Source organism: Bifidobacterium sp. UTCIF-39, from assembly GCF_006408715.1.
Lineage (GTDB): Bacteria > Actinomycetota > Actinomycetes > Actinomycetales > Bifidobacteriaceae > Galliscardovia > Galliscardovia tissieri.
On sequence record NZ_JEOG01000012.1, the window covers coordinates 22,686 to 42,807 of the forward strand.

A 20,122-nucleotide genomic window follows, 5' to 3' on the forward strand; every position below is an offset into this window, starting at 1 on the left:
AGCACCTCTCCGTGTTTTCTTTTGACAATCCATACAATAGGGACCGGCCGTATGATCGTGCAATGCTTCTGCATATTTCTTGATAAACCGAGAGCCTTCCCCGATGCTGAGATATGCTGTGCTTGACCGTACCGCATCATTCATGACGATGGGATCACTATGAGCACAACACACGACGTTCATCGCATCACCCGATTTTCCCTATGCTTAGCGGTCGCGTTCATCCTGCTTGCAGTGGGAGCATTCGCGGTGTTCCGAGGCGCTCAGGATGCGCACCGAGACGCGCTGGCCAACTGTCAGGAAGCAGAACAGACCATGAAATCGGAAATTCTCGGACGGGACAATCTCGTCAAGGATCATCCGGAACTGGAAGATCTCAGCACGTCTCAGGTACAGGATCCCGCCACCGTCACTGATCTTCAGTCGCTTATCAAACTATTCAAGCAACCGTCGAATGATCTTTCATGTGCAAGTACCGCAACCACTGCATCACTGAACAGCACCACACAACGTATGAACAGCACAGCCAAGCAAGCCCGACAGCAGGCGGAGGATTTTCGTACCGCATATGAACGATTGCTCTCCAGTCAATCCGCCAAAAGCTACGACAACGCCAAGGACGCGCTTACGGCGGCCAAATCGCATGGTGAACAGGTCTACGACCAATATCGAGATTCCGCCCCTGCGGAGTATCTCGAGGCTCTGCGCACGGCGCTCGATTCCGCCGATGACAGCGACGCCGCCCATATTGCCAATTCCATCAATGCCATCAGTACCGCAATCAATGATGTTGTGTACCGATGAGTCGACTCACGTAAAGTGCTCGAAATACTCATAGACGATAAAGCTCGCATGCCCCTCGGAATGGGCCATGCGAGCTTTTCGTATACGCCAATCGGTTACGATCAGTAGTGGACGTAGGTGTAGGCACCGCTGGCGGCGTTAGGGATGGTCTGGTAGTAGATCTTGCCGTTCATCGACTTGCCGCAGTTCGACGTGACGATCGACCCGTCGGACAGCACCTGCTCCACGATGGCCACGTGACCGTAGACGGCGCTGGAACCGTTCTGGCCGGCGCGGAAGGAGATGGCGGCACCCACGTGCGGCGTGGTGTTCACCAGATAGCCGAGTCGGCGGCCCGAGTTGCCCCAATCCTGACCGTTGCCCATGTAGGAGCCGACCGGCAGCTGCAGCTTGCTGCGACGGACGTACGCCCACCAGGTGCACTGGCTGTACTCGTAGACATTGCCGACATTACCGGTGTTATGGCCGTAGCAGAAGGAAGATCCCGCAGCGCAGTTGCCGGGGACGGAGTAGTTCATGCCCGAGGCGCCACCGGAGGAGGAGCCGCCGGACGACGAGCCACCGGAGGAACTACCGCCGGAAGACGAACCACCAGAGGAGCTACCGCCGGAGGAGCTGCTTCCGCCAGAAGACGAACCGTTGTTCGACGAACCGCTCGACGGACGGGTCGTGCCCTGACCGCCACTGTTGCCGTTGATCTGCTGCTGCGCGTTCTGCTTGGCTGCGGCCTGCTGCGCGGCGATCTGCTGGTTGTAGGAGTCAATCTGCGACTGGATCATCACGGTCTGCGCGGCCTGCTGCGCCGCGGCGGTCTTCAGCTCGCTCTGACGGGACTCCAGTTCGGCACGCTGCTGGTCGCCCTTGTTGCGCAGATCGTTGAGCGACGCGGTCTTGGCCTGCGCATCCGCGGCGGCCTGCTTGGCCGCGGCGGCCTTGGTCTCAGCCGCGGTCTTCAACGTGGTGATCTGCTTCTCGATGGCGTCCAGACGATCCTTGCGGTTCATCTGCGTGTTCTTGGTGGTGGCGGCCTCGTTCGCGGCATTGGACTCGGAACGGGTCACGGCCGCGTCGGACTGCATGGTCTTGATGAAGTCATCGGTGCTCTTCGCGCCCGTCACCACGCTCATGGTGTCGGATGCGGCGGAACCATGGAAACTGTCACGGGCCAGCTGGGCGACGGCGGCATGGGCGTCGTCGTAATCCTCACCGGTCTGCTGGATCTTCTCCTCCAGATCGGCCTTGTCCTTCTGCGCGGCCTCAAGCCTGGACGCCGCGGCATCGGCCTCACCCTGTGCGGCCTCGGCCGCGTTCGCCGCATTATCGGCGGCTTCGATGGCGGCGGGAATCTGGTTGTTGGTCAGATCGTCGAGTTCGATGATCTTCTGAGCCAGATCATTGCTCACACCGCTCAGCTGCGATTCGAGGCTCTTCTGCTTGGCCTTGCTTTCCGACAGCTGACTGTACGACGGAACGGCGTTGGCCTCCTGGGCCGGAACGCCAAGCGACGCCAGCGCCATCGATGCAGCCATCCCCAGACCTGCGACGATCGCGATGGCTTTGGTGCTTGTACGCATTACGGTCATAACGTCTCCTTACGCATTCGGCGCCCAATCATAACCCATGAAACTGAAAACGCCCGTTTCAGGCCGCTCTCAGGCCTTGAGATACTTTCTCAGCGAAATCAGCGAGGCGATCGCGGACAACAGTATGGCCCCAACGATCAGTCCCGGCGAGATCAGCAGCACCGTGGCGATGTTCACGAACGGCATCCATGTGATGGTCTGGGCGAGCGATCCCTCGACGAACACCTTGACGATGCCGGCGAGCGCCGCACACGACAGGATCGATCCGATCAGCGACGCGATCACGCCTTCGAGAATGAACGGCAGCTGGATGATCCAGTTGGACGCGCCCACCAGTCGCATGATCTCCGTCTCGTTCTTGCGCGACGCCGCGGACATGCGGATCGTGGTTCCGGTGAGCATGATGGCCACGAGCACCATCACCGCGGCGAGCACCACGGTGACCGCGGTACCACGGTTGAGCACGGCGAACACGGGTTCGAAGATCTGCCGCTGGTCCTGTACCTCCTCAACGCCGGTCTTGCCGGAAAGCACCTCGGACACCTGCTGGTATTTCTCGGCGTTGGTGAGCTTGAGTCGTAGCGAGTCCTGCATGTCGTCCGCGGTGAGCGTGCGGCCCTGATAGACGCCGCCCGGATACTGCTTGGTGAACGTGTCGTCGAAGAACTGCTGCTTGCTCACGTACGTGATCTTGGAGACCTCGTTGTGCAACTCCTCCTTGATCGTGTCCTGGATGTTCATGATCTCTTCGGTGGTGGGCGCCTTGCCGGACGCGCAGTTGGCGGACTGGCTGGTGCCATCGGGGCAGAGCCAGACCACGACCTCCACCTTGTCGTACCAGGTTCCCTTGGCCTTGGTGATCTGCGCCTGCATGAGCACGGATGCGCCGATGAACAGGAACGAAATGAAGGTGACGAGCATGACGGACAGGATCATGGATCCGTTGCGCTTGATGCTGGTCCAGGTTTCCGAAAGGACGAATCGGAATCTCATCGTGTGCTCTCCTGCTGGTCGTGCTGATCGTTTGCGTTGTGATTGCCGCTGCCGCGGCGTCCGCGCGGCGGAGCCGGAGGGGCGGGAGGCGTGGGCGGTTGCGGTATGGACCGATCGGACTTCTTCCCAGATGCCTTGGGCGCTTCGGGTGCCGGAGCAGGCGGCACCGGAACGCGCTTGGGCTTGAACTTGGCGTCGGGATCATCATCCGTTTGGGGTGCGGAAGGCTGAGACACGGCCGGCTTTGCCGCCGGCATGCGTTCCGCGCGGTCGTCGGTGTCGTCGACGATCGCAGCGCCATGTGCATCGCCGGCCGTCGTGCCGGCCTCCGTATCGTTGATCACGGTGCTGTCATCGATGACGATGCCCTTGCCCCAGGTGAGCGTGGTCTCCACGGGGGCGAACGCCTCGCCATAGCGTCCGGTTCGTCCGGAATGCACCGAACTGGCCAGTCGGGCGATGCCTTCGTCGCCGGCGGTCACGTTGTTCACGGCCTCGGCAGCGGCCAGCACGCCCTCGGTCACGGAACGGGTCTTCTCGTCAAGGGAGTCGTCAGTGACGGAGTCGGACACGGCCTTCACGTTCTTGTCGTCGCCCGTGTCGGAGGCCGCGCGGGAACGCAACTGAGTACGCCCGTCCACGCCGAGCGCCTTCTGCGCCCGCGCCTCCACCTCCGCATCGGGGAAGTACGTGGCGGAATCATACGATCCCTGCGCCTCGTCACGCACGATCTTGCCGTTGTGCAGCTCCACCACGCGCTTGCGCATGGAGTTGACGATCTCCTCATTGTGCGTGGCCATCACGATGGTGGTGCCAGTGCGGTTGATCGCCTCAAGCACCTCCATGATGCCCACCGACGTGGTGGGGTCAAGATTGCCAGTGGGCTCATCGGCCAGCAGGATCTGCGGGTGATTCACGTAGGCGCGGGCGATCGCCACACGCTGCGCCTCGCCGCCGGACAGCTCATGCGGCAGACGATCCTCCTTGCCGGTCAGACCCACGGTCTGCAACACCTGCGGTACCAGCGATTTGATCGTGGAACGACGGGTGCCGATCACCTCGAGCGCAAACGCCACGTTCTGATACACGGTCTTATTGGCCAGCAGCTTGTAGTCCTGGAACACGAAGCCGATGGATCGGCGATACTGCGGCACCTGACGATTACGCATACGACGCAGATCATTGCCCGCCACACGGATGTCACCCTCGGTGGCCAGCTCCTCGTGCAGCAGCAGACTCAGCAGCGTGGTCTTGCCGGAACCGGACGCGCCTACCAGGAACACGAACTCGCCGCGTTCGATGTCAAGCGTGATGTCATCAAGCGCCGGTCGCGATCCACGCGGATATATCTTGGTGACGTCCTTGAGCGAAATCAGTGCCATTGATATCCCCTACCCAATTATTGAATGCACAACCATACACAACCCGGCCGCCGAAACCGACGGCCGGACCATCATCTACTCAGCGGCTTCGGCCTGCGCCTCACGACGCTGCTGATGACGCCAACGAATGCCGGCGTCAATGAACTCGTCGATCTCGCCATCGAACACGGCCTGCGTCTGCGAGGTCTCGTATCCGGTACGCAGATCCTTGACCATCTGGTACGGGTGCAGCACGTAGGAACGCATCTGATCACCCCAGCTGGCCTTGATGTCGCCGGCGAGCTCCTTCTTCTTCTTGGCCTCCTCCTCATGCTTGAGCACCAGCAGTCGGGACTGCAGCACGGCCATGGCGGACGCACGGTTCTGGATCTGACTACGCTCATCCTGCATGGTCACCACAATGCCGGTGGGAAGGTGGGTGATGCGCACGGCGGAGTACGTGGTGTTCACGCCCTGGCCGCCAGGACCGGAGGAGCAGTACGTATCCACACGGATATCAGTGTCCGGAACGTCGATGTGATCGGTCGCCTCGACCAGCGGAACCACCTCGACCGCGGCGAAACTGGTCTGACGACGACCCTGGTTATCGAACGGGCTGATGCGCACCAGACGATGCGTGCCGCCCTCCACGCTCAGACGACCATAGGCGTACGGCGCATCCACCTGGAACGTGGCGGACTTGATGCCGGCCTCCTCGGCGTAGGACGTATCCATCACCTTGGCCTTGTATCCGTGACGCTCGGCCCAACGCAGATACATGCGCAGCAGGATCTGCGCCCAGTCGGCCGCATCCACACCGCCCGCACCGGAACGGATCGTCACCACGGCGGAACGCTCATCGTACTCGCCGTCGAGCAGGGTCTGGATCTCCAGATCGGCCAGATCCTTACCCAGCGTTTCGATCTCGGACTGCGCCTCGTCAAGCGTGTCCTTGTCGTCCTCTTCCTTGCCGAGCTCCACCAGCGTCTCCACATCGTCGATGCGGGAGCCGGCGCCCTCAATGCGCTTGAGCTGGGATTCGGCGGCCGACAGACGGCTCGTCACCTTCTGCGCATTGTCCGGATCGTCCCACAGGCCAGGAGCGCTGGCATCCTTCTCGAGATCCTTGATCTGCGAGCGCAGGGAATCAAGATCGATCGCGGTGGCGATCATGTCGTACTTGGCACGCAATTCGCTGATGCCTTGGGAAAAATCAAATTCTGCCATCGTTGTTCACCTTACAATCGTGCTGGTTGTTCGTTGCCGGTCGGTCTTCCTGATTTAACAGGCCTTGCACAAACCGCGACGACTGGCATGTCGCGGACTGCGAGGATAGGAAATCGTCGATGTTGCATCGGACGGGGACGGTTCAGCGAGTCATGGCATTCCGCACGTTGCGTATGGAATCATTCCATGTGGCACGCTGCCGATGGAATCATCGACACCTATGAGAGCGGCACGTCAAAGGCCGGCATACAACGCCGGAATAACCAGACTGCCGAGCATGCCCACGGCCACGACGACGCTCACCGCCCGTGCGACGGTACGACGACGACGCGCCTGCTGCTCGCGTTCTTTCCGGTATTCGTTCACAAAGCGTCATTGTAACGGCTCCCCCTCACAAAAACACTGTGATTACGCCCGTGAGACGTTCGCCAGCCGGGTAGACGGGAGGATTTATTGTTAAAAGCGGAATCCGTATGCGCGATCCGTGCATCTTCGGTGCACGAACCATATTCGCATATGGCTGATCAATTCGATTCGAATCCGATCCCAAAGGAGTATCAATGACCGAATCACGCAAGGCATGGGGATGGGGACTCGCCAGCATCGACGCCGCCGGCAACACCCTTGACGTGTGGTATCCACAGCTCGAACTCGGCGAAGCGCCCGCCGAAACCGATCGCCCCAACCACGATTTCGGCGTACTCGCCCACGATCAGGCCGACGCCCGTGGCGTGCGCCGCGTGCCCGTGTTCACCATCTCCTCCCTCGACGAGCCCATCGCCGACGCCGCCGACGCCTACCTTCGTCTTCACCTCATGAGCATGCGCCTCGCCAAGCCGAACACCCTCAACCTCGACGGCATCTTCGGCAAGCTCAACAACGTCGTCTGGACCAACTACGGCCCGTTCGCCGTCGAAGACTTCGCCCTCCGCAAGCTCGACGTCCTCAAGGCCGCCGCCGGCTTCCCGCTCCCCACCGCCGACGTCAACGTGCTCTCCGTCGACAAGTTCCCCCGCATGATCGACTACGTCGTCCCCTCCGGCGTCCGCATCGGCGACGCTGACCGCGTCCGCCTCGGCGCCCACCTCGCCGAAGGCACCACCGTCATGCACGCCGGCTTCGTCAACTTCAACGCCGGCACCCTCGGCACCTCCATGGTCGAAGGCCGCGTCTCTCAGGGCGTCGTCGTCGGCAACGGCTCCGACATCGGCGGCGGTGCCTCCATCATGGGCACCCTCTCCGGCGGCGGCAAGCTCCGCAACTCCATCGGCGAACACTCCCTCCTCGGCGCCAACGCCGGCATCGGCATCTCCCTCGGCGACAACTGCGTCGTCGAAGCCGGCCTCTACGTCACCGCCGGCACCAAGGTCACCATCTACGACAAAGCCAAGCTCGCCGCCGGCCAGCCCCTCGACGTCGTCAAGGGTGCCGAACTCTCCGGCAAGGACAACATCATGTTCATCCGCAACTCCGTCAGCGGTGCCATTGAAGCGCGCAGCCGGAAGCATGGGATAGAGCTCAACTCCGCCCTCCACAACAACTGAATATTTGGGGAACGGAGCGTTGTCTGCGTTACCGAAGACTCGACGTATGCCAATACGCCTTCGCCTCCGGCGCCTTGACACCGCACACGTTCCCCAAATATTCAACCAAACAGGGATGGAGTGTCGTCTGCGTTACCGAAGACTCAACGTATGCCAATACGCCTTCGCCTCCGGCGCCTTGACGACACACACATCCCCCAACAATTCAACATGTTCAATGCGATGGGCCTGCGGTGAAGGAGATTCCTCACTGCAGGCCCATTGTGGTATGACTTGGGACGCGGCGCACGCGTCGGCGGCGAACTAGCGCTGGTCGATCGGCACGTAGGCGCGTTCGGGCTCGCCCGTGTACACCTGACGGGGGCGGCCGATCTTCGTGGCCGGATCGGCAAGCATCTCACGATACTGCGCGATCCAACCCGGAATGCGGCCCAGCGCGAACAGCGTGGTGAACATCTGCGGATCGAAGCCGATCGCACGATAGATCAGACCGGTATAGAAATCGACGTTCGGATACAGGTGACGAGACACGAAATAGTCGTCGTGCAGGGCGATATCCTCGAGTTCAAGCGCCACGTCGAGCAACGCCCGCTCGCCAGAGAACGCATCGGCACGCTGTTCCATGATCTTCTTCAGATACTTCTTGGCAATGGCCGCACGCGGATCGTACGACTTGTACACGCGATGACCCAAGCCGGAGATACGGCGACCGTCCTTCTTCGCCTCCTCGACGAACTCCTTGACGCTCTTGCCGGAGTCGCGGATCTGCTCAAGCTGACGCAGCACGGCCTCGTTCGCACCGCCGTGCAGCGGGCCGGACAATGCGTTGATGCCCGCAGCCACCGCGGAATACAGATTCGCGTGCGCACTGCCGGCGATGCGCACCACCGACGTGGAGCAGTTCTGCTCGTGGTCAGCGTGGATGATGAGCAGCTTGTCGAGCGCATCCACCATCAACGGATCGGATTCGAACTTGGTGTACGGCACGGCGAAGCTCATGCGCAGGAAGTCATCCACATAGCCGCGCAGATAGTCGGGGTACAGCATCGGCTCGTCGCGACGACGACGATGGATATGCGAAACGATGGTGCGCACCTTCGCCATGATGTTGGCCGCCGCCTCGTTGAGCTGCTCGGGATCGTTGATATCCACGGTGTCCGGATGATAGGCGGCGAGCGCGTTCACCGCCGAGGCGAGCACGCTCATCGGATGCGACGTGCGCGGGAACGAGCCGAGGAACGTGCGGAACTCCTCGCCCACCACGGTCTTGCGCAGGATGTTCTCACGATACGTCGCATACTGGGACGCGGTCGGCAGCTCGCCGAACTGCAGCAGCCACGCCACTTCGAGGAAGTTCGAATGCTCGCACAGCTGGCTGATCGGATAGCCGCGGTAGCGCAGCACGGAATTATGCCCGTCGATGAACGTGATCTTGGATTCGCACTGCGCGGTGGTGAGGAAGCCCGGGTCCAGCGTGACCCAGCCGTCGTTGCGGAGTTTGGACACCACGATGCCGTCGGGCCCGCACGTGGCTTTCACGACCGGCAGGTTGAACGCAGTGGACTCCACCTCCAGCTTTGCAGTAGACATTTGCCCTCCCTAACACTTATGGGACCCACGCGCTACTGTTCGCCGACGCTTGGATACACGTCGATAGATGAACGCCGAAACACGCGAATCGTCCGACTCACGAAGTGTACGAGCCGTAATGTGGTCTTAGGTTACAGGATGCGCGGCACCGATGCCGCGGAATGCCCATTTTTGAAAAAGCCCGCACGGTTTCCCTTGTTTTTCCTTCGTTTTCACGATGAATGACAAGGGGAAATGACCGTGCGGACCAGTCGGCGTTGATTATCGATGATCACACGGGATCGCCGCCGATGCGCGGTCGCCGTGATATCGGCAGTCCGTCAGTCGCGCGCGGTGAGGATGATCGGATCGCCGTCGGTGATCGCGATCGTGTGCTCGCTGTGGGCACCGCGCGAACCGTCCTCGGAACGCAGCGTCCAGCCGTCCTTCGGATCCTGGTAGATCTCGTCGGTGGTCTTGAGGAACCACGGCTCGATGGCGATGACCAGACCCGGGCGCAGCTTGTAGCCGTGGTGCGCCTTGCCGTCGTTCGGCACGTGCGGATCGCCGTGCATGATGCGTCCCACGCCGTGGCCGCCGAACTCGAGGTTCACGGTGTAGCCGTACGAGTGGGCGATGTCACCGATGGCGGAGGAGATGTCGCCCAGACGGTTGCCGGAACGGGCCTGGTCGATGCCTGCGGCGAGCGCCTCCTCGGTGCACTTGATCAGTCGCAGATCCTCGGGATCGGGATCGTTGCCGACCACGAAGCTGATGGCGGAGTCGGCCACCCAGCCGTCCACGTTGATCGCCAGATCCAGCGACACCAGGTCGCCGTCCTTGAGCGTGTAGTCGAAGGGCACGCCGTGCAGCACGGCGTCGTTCACGGACGTGCAGATGTAGTGGGCGAACGGACCGGTACCGAAGTCGGGGGCGTAGTCGACGTAGCAGGATTCGGCTCCCTTGCGCGATTCGATGCGACGCTTGACGAAGTCGTCGATCTCCAGCAGGTTGGTGCCCACCTTGGTGGACTTCTTGAGATCGGAGAGGATGCCGGCGACGAATTTGCCGGCGGGGCGCATTTCGTTGATTTCCTGAGGTGTCTTGAGTTCGATCACTGTTGATTCACTTTCTACGTTTGTCATCCACAGTACTTCGTTACTGTACTGCAACGTCTCGGCATATGTTGATAACCGTTCTCAATCGCCGATCGTTGCCCTGATCGTTCCGTATATCGCCACGCTGCGACAACGCCATCCGGAATACCACGGCCATAAGTATGGCTGGACCGTTACTCTGGAATCATGACAGACTCGCTTATTTCCGGCATCGATCCGGCATCGTTCTCCTCCGTGATCAAGCCGTCCGATGATTTCTTCCGCTATGTCAATGGCCCGTGGATCGACACCTACTCGCTTCCCGCCGATCGTGCCCGTTTCGGCGCGTTCGATAAGCTCGCCGAGAACGCCGAGAAGGACGTTCGCGACATTCTCGAAGACGAGGACAGTCCGGCGATCAAATCGGCCGTGCTCTACCGTTCGTTCCTGAATCAGGATGCGATCGACGAGGCCGGTCTTGATCCGCTTCGCCCTGACCTGAATGCCGTGGATTCCGCGACGGACAAGGCCGCACTCACCCGTGTGCTCGGCGCGCTCAATCCCGCCGGCGGCCCGGATCTGATCGGGTTCATGGTGTATCCGAACCCCGGCGACCCGGATGTGAACGTGACGCATGTGGAGCAGTCCGGTCTGGATCTGCCCGATGAGGCGTACTACCGCGAGGATCGCTATGAGCAGGTGCGCTCCGCCTACGTGGACATGGTGGCGAATCTGCTGCAGCTCGCCAAGTATGCGGCCACCGGCGACGAGGCGGCCAGCAGCGCCGAGCGGTTCCTTGACGTGGAGAAGCGCATCGCCCGCCATCACTGGGATGTGGTGGCCACGCGCGACGAGGACAAGACCTACAATCCCACCGATTACATGGATCTGAAGGCCACGCTCGCCGATTTCGACATCGAGGCGTGGGCGCAGGCGTGGCAGGAGTCGTACGACCAGACGGTGGCCTCCGCACTGCTGCCGATCGACATGCACGCCGTGCTCGCCCACACGATCGTGCATGAGCCGAGCTTCCTGACGGGCATCAACCGCTTCTGGGCGGAGACCGATCTTGAGGATCTGAAGCTGTGGGCGCGCGTGCACCTGCTGATCGGATGGGCGGGATATCTGAGCCACGAGTTCGATCAGGCCCGTTTCGACTTCTACGGCAAGGTGCTGTCCGGCACCACCAAGCAGCGTGATCGTTGGAAGCGTGCGGTGTCGCTGGTCAACGGCATCTGCGGCGAGGATGTGGGCCGCGAGTATGTGCGCCGCCACTTCCCCGATTCGTCCAAGCAGCGTATGGAGGAGCTGGTCGCCAATCTGATCAGCGCCTACCGCGCCTCGATCCAGGCGAGCGACTGGCTTGGTGCGGAGACCAAGGACAAGGCTCTGGAGAAGCTGTCGAAGTTCTCCCCGAAGATCGGATACACGAACCACTGGCGTGACTACGGCGCGCTGATCGTGTCCGATGAGCTGTCGCTGGTCGACAATCTGCACAACGCGTTCCGCTACGAGTCCGGCTACCAGCTGTCGAAGGCGGGCAAGCCCGTGGACAAGGACGAGTGGCTGATGAACCCGCAGACGGTGAACGCCTACTACGAGCCCACGATGAACGTGATCGTGTTCCCCGCCGCCATTCTGCAGCCGCCGTTCTTCGATCCGAACGCCGAGGATGCGGCCAACTATGGCGGCATCGGCGCGGTGATCGGTCATGAGATCGGTCACGGCTTCGACGATCAGGGCAGCAAGTACAACGGCGACGGCAAGCTGCACGACTGGTGGACCGCCGAGGACCGTACGAACTTCGAGAACCGTACCAAGGCGCTGATCGAGCAGTACAATGCGTTCGTCCCCGCACAGCTGGCCGAGAAGTACGAGGCGGAAGGCCATCCGGAGAAGGCACCGCATGTGAACGGCGCGCTGACGATCGGCGAGAACATCGGCGATCTCGGCGGCGTGAACATCGCCATCAAGGCGTACGCGATCTCGTTGGGTGCGCCCAACGGTTCGGCCGAGGCCGTGTCCAAGGCGCTGGACAATGCTCCGGTGATCGACGGATTCACCGGCGCACAGCGATTCTTCCTCTCGTACGCGTCGATCTGGCGTGGCAAGAACCGTGACGAACTGGCCGAGCAGTATCTGCAGATCGACCCGCACTCCCCCGCCGAATTCCGCACGAACGGCATCGTACGCAACGTGGATCTGTTCTACAAGGCGTTCGGCGTGACCGAGAACGACCGGATGTGGCTGGCGCCCGATCAGCGCGTCCGCATCTGGTAGCAGCGGACAGGAATCCACCCTCTTCCTGGGACGAACGGGCTGAGACGAACAAACTAGAACGCCGAACGGGACGTAATCGGAACCGACACATGGTTCCCGGTTACGTCCCGTTCGGCGTTCATACCGGACCATCCGAGCCGATCGTGACGGAAGTTATCCACATTACGCGTGATGGTGGGGCACATTGGCGCACATTCCCCGTACGGCTTTCCCTGTTGCGACCGCGTGATGCACAGTGGATATCACCGTTGCTGTTGTGATCGGAATCATGGGCGATCCTCCTTCCCAAATCAGGCACATGCCTACTCACGCCCATGGATCCTGCTCCGCTGCGGTGACGGGCCAACGGGCATCGAAGTCGATGCAGACACGAGAAAGGGCATCAGCCATGGCACAGTCACAGATCATCATCACCGGTAACGTGGGCGCGGATCCGACCCGATTCGGTCCCGAAGGAGGCACACCGGCGTGCTCCTTTCGTCTGGCATCCACCCGTTCGTTTTGGAATCGGAGAACCAACGCATGGCAGGAGACCACCACGACGTGGATCACCGTCAAGGCCTTCCGAACGCTGGCACTGAACGTGATGCAATCACTGCACAAAGGGGATGCGGTGATCGTATCGGGAACACTGGCCACGGAGGAATGGGAGCGCGACGGCATGACACGCACCAATCTCGTCATTGAAGCATCCACGGCGGGTCACGATCTGACCAAGGGACGATCGATGTTCGTCAGGAATCCCGGCAACGGCGGCTATCAGTCCGGAGATGGCGGATGGCCGAATCCTCGTAACAGTGAGGGCAACGGCCCCGATGGTGCCATCGCGCCGAACGGATCGCCCAATGCTGGCAACGGTGGCGGCAGGATCGGCGTCGATCCGTACAACAACCAGACCATGGGCGACGGCAATGAGGAATTCAACGGGTTCGAAGGCAATGGGGGATGGCCGAATCAGAGCGAAGGCCAAAGCGGAGGACAGTCCTATCCGCCCCAGTCGCAACCACAGTCGCAGCCCCGACCACAAACGCAACCACAACCACAAACCCAGCCCCAACCGCAATCAGGACTTCAGATCGATGCCGTTCCCGGGCCGGAACCAATAACGGCGTAACCGGCACCGGGCAACGAAATCCGACGACGTACCCGACCCAGAGAAGAAAAGGGGCCGACCGCATGTTGAACTGCGGTCGGCCCCTTATCATGGACAGTCGTTTCAGCCGAGTAGCGCCTTGACGCGATCGGCGATGGTGTCAGCGGCCTCGGCGGCGGGCACGGCGACTGTGTTCTCACCGTTGCGGTCACGCACTTCGATCGTGCCGTTGTTCACGGTGTCACGACCGGCCACGGCGATCACGGGAACGCCGATGAGCTCGGCATCCTTGAACTTCACACCGGGGGAAACCTTCTTGCGATCGTCGTAGATGACTTCAAGGCCACGGTCCTCGAGCTCGGCGACCAGCTTCTCGGCGGCCTCGAACGCCTCGGTATTCTTGCCGGTGGCCACCACATGCACCTGGGCGGGGGCGATCACGGTCGGCCATGCCAGACCGCGCTCATCGTGATGCGTTTCGGCGATGCACGCCAGCACACGGGACACGCCGATGCCATAGCAGCCCATCCACACCGGGACGGTCTTGCCGTTCTGGTCGAGCACCTTGAGATCAAGCGCCTTGGAGTACTTCAGACCCAGCTGGAACACCTGGCCGATCTCCACACCGCGCTCGAAGCTCAGCGGGCCAGAGCCGTCCGGGCTCATATCGCCGTGACGGACCTCGACGGCCTCAACAGTACCGTCGGCCTTGAAGTCACGGCCGTACACGAGGTTGTAGTAGTCCACTTCATGCTCGTCGGCACCAGTGAACCATGCGGAGCCCTTGACCACGTGGGCGTCCACAAAGTAGCGGACCGGGTTCTCGACTCCGGCGGCCTCGGCCTGCGGTCCCAGCACCATCGGTCCGATGTAGCCGGGCACCAGCTCCGGGTGGTTCTTGAGATCGGCCTCGGTGGCCTCCTCGATCTCGGCGGGAGCGAACTGCGCCTCAAGACGCTTCATGTCCACCGTACGGTCGCCCGGAACGCCGACCACGATCACCTCGCGCCACGGCTCGTCATGATCCTCATCCTCGGCATGCTTGACGGCGATGACCACGTTCTTGAGGATGTCGGCGGCCTGCCATTCGCGGCCATCCGTACGCGGGTTGTCGGCGTTGCCGCGTTCGATCATCTGGTCGATCGTCTTGGCGTCCGGGGTGGCGCGCTTCTCGGCGGCCGGCACGTCGGAGCAGTCGATCTCGGGCAGTTCGGGCGTGTGCAGCGCCTCGACGTTCCACGCCTTGCCGGACGGGGCGAGCGCGAACGTGTCCTCGCCGATCGGCATGGGGGCCAGGAACTCCTCGGATGCGGAGCCGCCCATCGGGCCGGACATGGCGAACACGGGCACGTACTTGAGATCAAGACGCTGGAAGATGCGCTCGTAGGCACCACGCTCGTCGTAGTAGGCCTTGCGCATGCCCTCCTCGTCGATGGTGAACGAGTAGGCGTCCTTCATGATGAACTCACGACCGCGGATCAGACCGGCGCGCGGACGGAACTCGTCGCGGTACTTGGTCTGGATCTGGTACAGGGTGACGGGGAGATCCTTGTACGAGGAGTACATGTCCTTGACCAGCAGGGTGAACATTTCCTCGTGCGTCGGCGCGAGCAGATAGTCGGCCTGATGACGGTCCTTCAGACGGAAGATGTTGTCGCCGTACTCCTCCCAACGGTGGGTGGCCTCATACGGTTCGCGCGGCAGCAGCGCGGGGAAGTGCACCTCCTGGGCGCCGATGCCGTTGATCTCCTCGCGGATGATGTCCTCGATCTTGTTGAGGACCTTCAGACCCAGCGGCAGCCAGGTCCAGATGCCGGGAGCGGCCTTGCGGATGTAGCCGGCACGCTGCAGCAGTTTTGCGGAATCGACGTCCGCGTCGGCGGGGTCCTCGCGCAGAGTGCGCAGGAACATGGTAGACATACGAAGAGTGTTGGAAGTCATGTGTTCCAAGGTATTCGGTTTCACGGACATCATTTCACACGTCATTGCACAGATCACCGTGCAACATCATCGTTCACGAATATCGACGTCAATCTTGCCATGACGGTCCTGTTATGGACACAATGGAATGGACGAAGGAGGCACCCATGCCCGACCCAGTCCACGAATCCGATTCCACCAACGTTCCGCAGTCACAACCGGCAACTCCGGCACCACAGTCCTCGTCACCGACCACTCAGCAGCCATGTGCATGGCCGACGAGCACCGCGCAACTGCGCGACGGCACACTGAACCCCGACGATTTCTCACCGGTCCGGGGACGGTTCACACCGACCGGACTGGACCTTGAGGACCCCCGATGCGTCACGGTATTGGAACTGAGTCGTTCGGCCGCCGACCTGCTCGACGAACGGACGCGGCTCATCACCGAGATCCGCGCATCGACGACAACGGCGGTGTCACGACCTCCGGCCGGTCAGCCGCAGCCAGCGCCACAATCACAACCGCCATCCCAACAACCCCAACAACCGGCACCACCGTATTCGCAGTATCCGGCAACATCGCAATCCGTACCGCCCAGCCAGGCATATCCACAACCGGCATATCCACAACCGGCACCCCCACAGCCAATATCCCAAACCACACCGCAGCCCACGTATCCATCGCAGGCCTATACCCCATATCCCCAGCTGACTCCATCGGCCGCATCCCCGCAACCGCCGGCACGCACCCGCCGGTTCCACGTCTCCACCGTGCAGATCCTGCTGCTGGCGCTCGGCGTCGGCCTGATCGGACTCGCCGTCTCCGTATTCGCGTTCATCACCTATCCGATCTTCGGCGACGGGGCGCGTACGGCATGCATCGCCGTCACGGGACTCATCGGACTGGCCGTCTCATATATGCTCGCCCCCAAAGTGCGTGTCACCGCGGAAGGCGTGGCATGGGCGTCATGTTTCGCACTGGTCACCGCAAGCGTGCTCGCCGGCGGACTCGGAGCGATACCGCTCCTCCGGTGGCGGGATCTGGTCACCGGACTGCTGCTGCTCGTACTCGCCGGCATCACCCTCGGACTGTATCTGGCGAGCGCGCATCGATCAGCGCCCATACGCGCCTACTCATTGACGTCATGTCTGTTGCTGCCCATATCCCTTGCCCTGATCGGCAACACGAACCTGCTGAGTCACACCGGACGGAGCGTCGCCACCATCGCCTGCATGACGGGCGTACTCCTTCTGGCGCTACTGGCACCGCTGCCGGATACGGAGCGTCTGGCGGCAACGGCAATATCCTCCTTTGTGCTGATGGTGATCGGATTCGGTGATTTCGCCAATCCCAACCACGTCCGGTACGCGGCCATCACGTCCCTGCTTGCGTATCTGATTCCAATGGCCTTCGCCACGCTGTTGTGGATACGAATCGCCGCGCCAACAGCTACTGCGAACACGACAGCACCAACGACCGCTGTACCGTCCATCACCCCAACCCCGAATCATCAACATGCGCTCCGCGACGCGACCCGTTGGGTGCTCACCATCGTCACGATAATCATGGGCATCGGTATGGCGGGGCTCTCCCTTGCCAACGATTATCGTCCATTGCCGCCGGATCTGATCACCGGCCTGTTCGGCGTGGCTGCGCTCGCCGTCGGCGTCATATGGATGATGAAACGGCCGACGTTGCGCAGCTGGCCTGCACTCTGGCCCGGTCTGGTGATGCTGCTGGTGCCGATGCTGCTCGTGTCCCGCAACGACCGCGGAGAGTGGCACACCCGGTATGGCGTGATGTGGTCCATTGGACAGCAGTCGTCGAGTCCCGATCGTGCAATGATCATCCGCGCGGTATTGCTGTTGCTGATCGCACTGGCGTTGGTGATCGCCGGCGCATTGCTCGGCTGGCAGGCACCGGTCATCACCGGCTCCATCACGCTGATCATCCATGTGATGGTGCAGCTTTGGACGTGGATTGTCATGTTCTCGATGGCGTTCTGGTGGGTGTGGCTGGCGGCCGGCGGCATTCTGCTGGTGGTGGTCGCCGCACGATACGAGCGCAGCATCAATACGGCGAGAACGCTGATCACGCGGATCTCGCAACTGCGGTAGTCAGCGAGTCAGCGGTCGGCCAGCACGCCCATCGTGTAGGCGCTGGAATCCCCGGCGGAATAGTAGATCTCGCCGGGCTTGGCACCGCCTTCGAGCAGCTTGCTCACGGTCACGAAATGGTATCCCTGATCCTGCAGCTGTTTCACGATCTGTGGTATGGCCGCGGCGGTGCTGCCGTAGGTGTCGTGCAGATCGATGATCGACCCGCTCAACGTCGTGCTCACCACTTGCTTCACGATGGCGTCGGCGTCGCGGCTCTTCCAATCCTGCGAATCGATGTTCCACAGGACCAGGCTCAATCCGTCGGCCTTGGCCCGACTGAGCACGGTATCGCTCCATGCGCCGTCGGGCACACGCAGCAGCGTCGGACGGCTCCCGGTGGCGTTTTCGATCGCGTTGGCGGTCTTGTCGAGACTGGTCTTCAGGTCGCCGGCGGACAGCGCGTGCAGCTGCGTATGCGACCATGACATGCTCCCGATCTCATGGCCTTCCGCGGCCTCACGCCTGAGCAGATCGACGTTGCTGCCGGAGATGTTCTGCCCTTGCACAAAGAACGTGGCGGGCACTCCGGACTGTCGGAGCGCGTCGAGCACCTTGGGCGTGTTCGTCTTGTCCGGCCCGTCGTCGAAGGTGAGCGCCACGCATTTGCTGAGTCGGCAGTCAAGCGGCATGGCATTCCTTACGGCGTCGACGGCGGACTGCAGATCGCTCATCACGCCCTTGGTCGATTCCGCGGTCAGATTATTGGTCTTCTGCAATGCCGTTGCCGCGTCGATCGCGTCAGACAGCGCAGTGCGCAGCGATTCGTCGACCTTGCCGGCGGACACGTCAAGCACCGTCTGTGCGGTGGACACGAGATACGACAGTCGCGACCGCACGTTGACGGTCTTCTGATCCTCGATGCTGGCCTTCACGTTATCGGCTGCATACTGCACTTCACCGGTGCGTTTGAACATCGGCACGATGGCGTCCCCGAACGATCCGGCGAGCGCATCGAGATCATCCGTACTGGCGTTGCCGGAGCATTCGCTTTCGTTGAGCGTGTTGAGATCAAGACCGATGACGGCACTGTCGTTGGTGCCGGCAAGCTCGTTGAGTGTGTCGAGCAGTTTGGTGTTGGCGACATCGTCCGGCGACGTCTTGCCGAGTTCACTCGCGGCCTTCATGGTGGCGGTGTAGGTGGTGACCGTGGTGACGTATTTCGTTTGCGCGTCCTGACAGGATTGCAGTGCGTCGGCGTGTGCCTGCGCTCGGGACAAGGAGATATTGCGCGCGATCGTCATACCCGCGACCAGCGCCAGTATGACGAATACGGCGAGGAACGCGATAAGCAGCGGTTTGAGACGACGGGATTGCGGTATGGCTACAGTCGCATCGCCGGATTCGATGGATTCCGAAGTGGCGGCTTCGCTTCCCCACTGACTTGCGAACGCGTCAACGCCGTCCGTCTCATTGAAACCTGCGTTGGCGGCATTGGCATCGGAAGCGTTGGCCGAAGAACCGGTGACGTCCTTGTCCTGCTGTTGAGTCATGATTCCACCCTACTCGTGTAGTGCGTCAAGCTGCCGGTGCAATTCGGCGAGTGTTTCCGTGATCAATTCGGATGCATCATCATCCCCGATTGATTCGGTCATTACACTTACCGCGGCACGATACGTGGAATCCTCTACAATAGCGTACACATTATAGGAACCATCTGCCTTACCGTACTGTGCATGTACGATCATGCCATCAGGAATGCGCACACCAAGTCCTGTTAGATCGGCATTCATCAGATCCGCACCTGCCCGTTCATCCACGGACTGTAGCATGATCACGGCATTGGATGACCACGTATGGTTTGATATCTGCCGCACTGATTCCTCCGGAGAGGTCAGTTTGCTCATGAACGAATTCTTGTCTCCGTACATGGTGATCATCCAATCGTTCACCTTGGCGATGCCACCCATGCGGTCGATCGCCGCATTGCCGGCGACTGGATCCATATTGCGCATCATATCGTCGGTCAGCCGTTGGGACTCCTCGTCACCCCAGCAATCATCCAGGGGAGATCCCTTTGCCGGAGTCTGTACACAACCGATGTTATGAGCCATAAGATACACGGGGATATACAATCCGTACGCTCTCATCGCATATTCAGCATTGGTATCCCCATAGATATGATTCGTGTCCAGTTGCCCCATGGTGCCCAGCAGCATTACCGAAACTCCCACCTGCCCTTTGGGATGAGCCGTCGTCTGTTTCTTGACAAGGACAGAGAACTGCTGATTGTCAAGTTTCGGCTTACTGCCATTGTCGGCCAAAGAATTTGGAGAGGAACCATCGGCATCCGAAGGCACTTTATCCGTCGAGACGTTGGTGGATATTTGTTCCACTGTCGAGTGTCGTTGCGCCACCAACCTCCATCCGGAGATGCCTCCAACAAGTACAAGAACCGCAACCACAAGCATGATCACCCATACCCGAACTGGTCGGGATTGTTTCTCATTACGTGGAGAACATGGAAAATGCTCCGACTGAGGCATCATCGA

General features: G+C 61.2%; 15 protein-coding genes. 5 read left to right on the forward strand and 10 right to left on the reverse strand.

What is annotated here, in order from left to right:
• The first annotated feature begins 159 nt into the window (after window positions 1–159).
• Entirely contained in the window at window positions 160–804 is a 645-nt protein-coding gene (locus EP30_RS06500) for a hypothetical protein (protein WP_140557143.1), read from the forward strand.
• 101 nt (window positions 805–905) lie between these two features.
• On the opposite strand, the gene EP30_RS06505 is transcribed toward EP30_RS06500, so the two are convergent.
• The 5 genes from EP30_RS06505 to EP30_RS11130 form a co-directional block, all read right to left on the reverse strand.
• Window positions 906–2,387 carry a CHAP domain-containing protein gene (locus tag EP30_RS06505; protein ID WP_308810406.1) on the reverse strand — a complete coding sequence of 494 codons (1,482 nt, stop codon included), beginning with the start codon at window positions 2,385–2,387 and terminating at the stop codon, window positions 906–908.
• Window positions 2,388–2,456: 69 nt separating this feature from the next.
• The gene (ftsX, locus tag EP30_RS06510) at window positions 2,457–3,380 is read right to left on the reverse strand and encodes a permease-like cell division protein FtsX (RefSeq protein ID WP_094662471.1); all 924 of its coding nucleotides are present in this window, start codon (window positions 3,378–3,380) and stop codon (window positions 2,457–2,459) included.
• On the reverse strand, window positions 3,377–4,762 hold the full coding sequence (gene ftsE / locus EP30_RS06515) for a cell division ATP-binding protein FtsE (RefSeq protein ID WP_140557145.1): 1,386 nt from the start codon (window positions 4,760–4,762) through the stop codon (window positions 3,377–3,379). Before ftsE ends, ftsX begins: the two co-directional genes overlap by 4 nt.
• 75 nt (window positions 4,763–4,837) lie before the next feature.
• Window positions 4,838–5,968 (reverse strand): peptide chain release factor 2, encoded by a 1,131-nt coding sequence (gene prfB, locus EP30_RS06520; RefSeq protein ID WP_094662468.1) that lies wholly within the window; start codon window positions 5,966–5,968, stop codon window positions 4,838–4,840.
• Between the two features lie 234 nt (window positions 5,969–6,202).
• Window positions 6,203–6,334, reverse strand: a complete 132-nt coding sequence (locus EP30_RS11130; RefSeq protein WP_258185403.1) for a hypothetical protein — start codon at window positions 6,332–6,334, stop codon at window positions 6,203–6,205.
• A 194-nt stretch (window positions 6,335–6,528) separates the two neighbouring features.
• On the opposite strand from EP30_RS11130, the gene dapD reads away from it, so the two are divergent.
• Window positions 6,529–7,512, forward strand: a complete 984-nt coding sequence (dapD, locus tag EP30_RS06525) for a 2,3,4,5-tetrahydropyridine-2,6-dicarboxylate N-succinyltransferase (protein ID WP_140557147.1) — start codon at window positions 6,529–6,531, stop codon at window positions 7,510–7,512.
• A gap of 303 nt (window positions 7,513–7,815) precedes the next feature.
• On the opposite strand, the gene EP30_RS06530 is transcribed toward dapD, so the two are convergent.
• Window positions 7,816–9,102, reverse strand: a complete 1,287-nt coding sequence (locus EP30_RS06530; protein WP_094662464.1) for a citrate synthase — start codon at window positions 9,100–9,102, stop codon at window positions 7,816–7,818.
• Between the two features lie 320 nt (window positions 9,103–9,422).
• The gene (gene map / locus EP30_RS06535; RefSeq protein ID WP_140557208.1) at window positions 9,423–10,199 is read right to left on the reverse strand and encodes a type I methionyl aminopeptidase; all 777 of its coding nucleotides are present in this window, start codon (window positions 10,197–10,199) and stop codon (window positions 9,423–9,425) included.
• A 186-nt stretch (window positions 10,200–10,385) separates the two neighbouring features.
• Here map and EP30_RS06540 point away from each other — a divergent pair, with 186 nt between their 5' ends.
• Both EP30_RS06540 and EP30_RS06545 read left to right on the forward strand, forming a co-directional pair.
• The gene (locus EP30_RS06540; protein ID WP_140557149.1) at window positions 10,386–12,458 is read left to right on the forward strand and encodes a M13 family metallopeptidase; all 2,073 of its coding nucleotides are present in this window, start codon (window positions 10,386–10,388) and stop codon (window positions 12,456–12,458) included.
• 388 nt (window positions 12,459–12,846) lie between these two features.
• Window positions 12,847–13,572 (forward strand): single-stranded DNA-binding protein, encoded by a 726-nt coding sequence (locus EP30_RS06545; protein WP_181160828.1) that lies wholly within the window; start codon window positions 12,847–12,849, stop codon window positions 13,570–13,572.
• 102 nt (window positions 13,573–13,674) lie between these two features.
• On the opposite strand, the gene EP30_RS06550 is transcribed toward EP30_RS06545, so the two are convergent.
• Window positions 13,675–15,492: a proline--tRNA ligase gene (locus tag EP30_RS06550; RefSeq protein WP_181160829.1), complete on the reverse strand. Its 1,818-nt coding sequence runs from the start codon at window positions 15,490–15,492 to the stop codon at window positions 13,675–13,677.
• A gap of 146 nt (window positions 15,493–15,638) precedes the next feature.
• Between EP30_RS06550 and EP30_RS06555 the strand changes: the two genes are divergently transcribed.
• Window positions 15,639–17,591 carry an SCO7613 C-terminal domain-containing membrane protein gene (locus EP30_RS06555; protein WP_140557153.1) on the forward strand — a complete coding sequence of 651 codons (1,953 nt, stop codon included), beginning with the start codon at window positions 15,639–15,641 and terminating at the stop codon, window positions 17,589–17,591.
• An 8-nt stretch (window positions 17,592–17,599) separates the two neighbouring features.
• Here the strand turns inward: EP30_RS06555 and EP30_RS06560 are convergent, their stop codons facing one another.
• Both EP30_RS06560 and EP30_RS06565 read right to left on the reverse strand, forming a co-directional pair.
• On the reverse strand, window positions 17,600–19,123 hold the full coding sequence (locus EP30_RS06560; protein ID WP_140557155.1) for a polysaccharide deacetylase family protein: 1,524 nt from the start codon (window positions 19,121–19,123) through the stop codon (window positions 17,600–17,602).
• 9 nt (window positions 19,124–19,132) lie between these two features.
• Window positions 19,133–20,119, reverse strand: a complete 987-nt coding sequence (locus EP30_RS06565; protein ID WP_140557158.1) for a serine hydrolase — start codon at window positions 20,117–20,119, stop codon at window positions 19,133–19,135.
• Window positions 20,120–20,122: the final 3 nt, after the last annotated feature.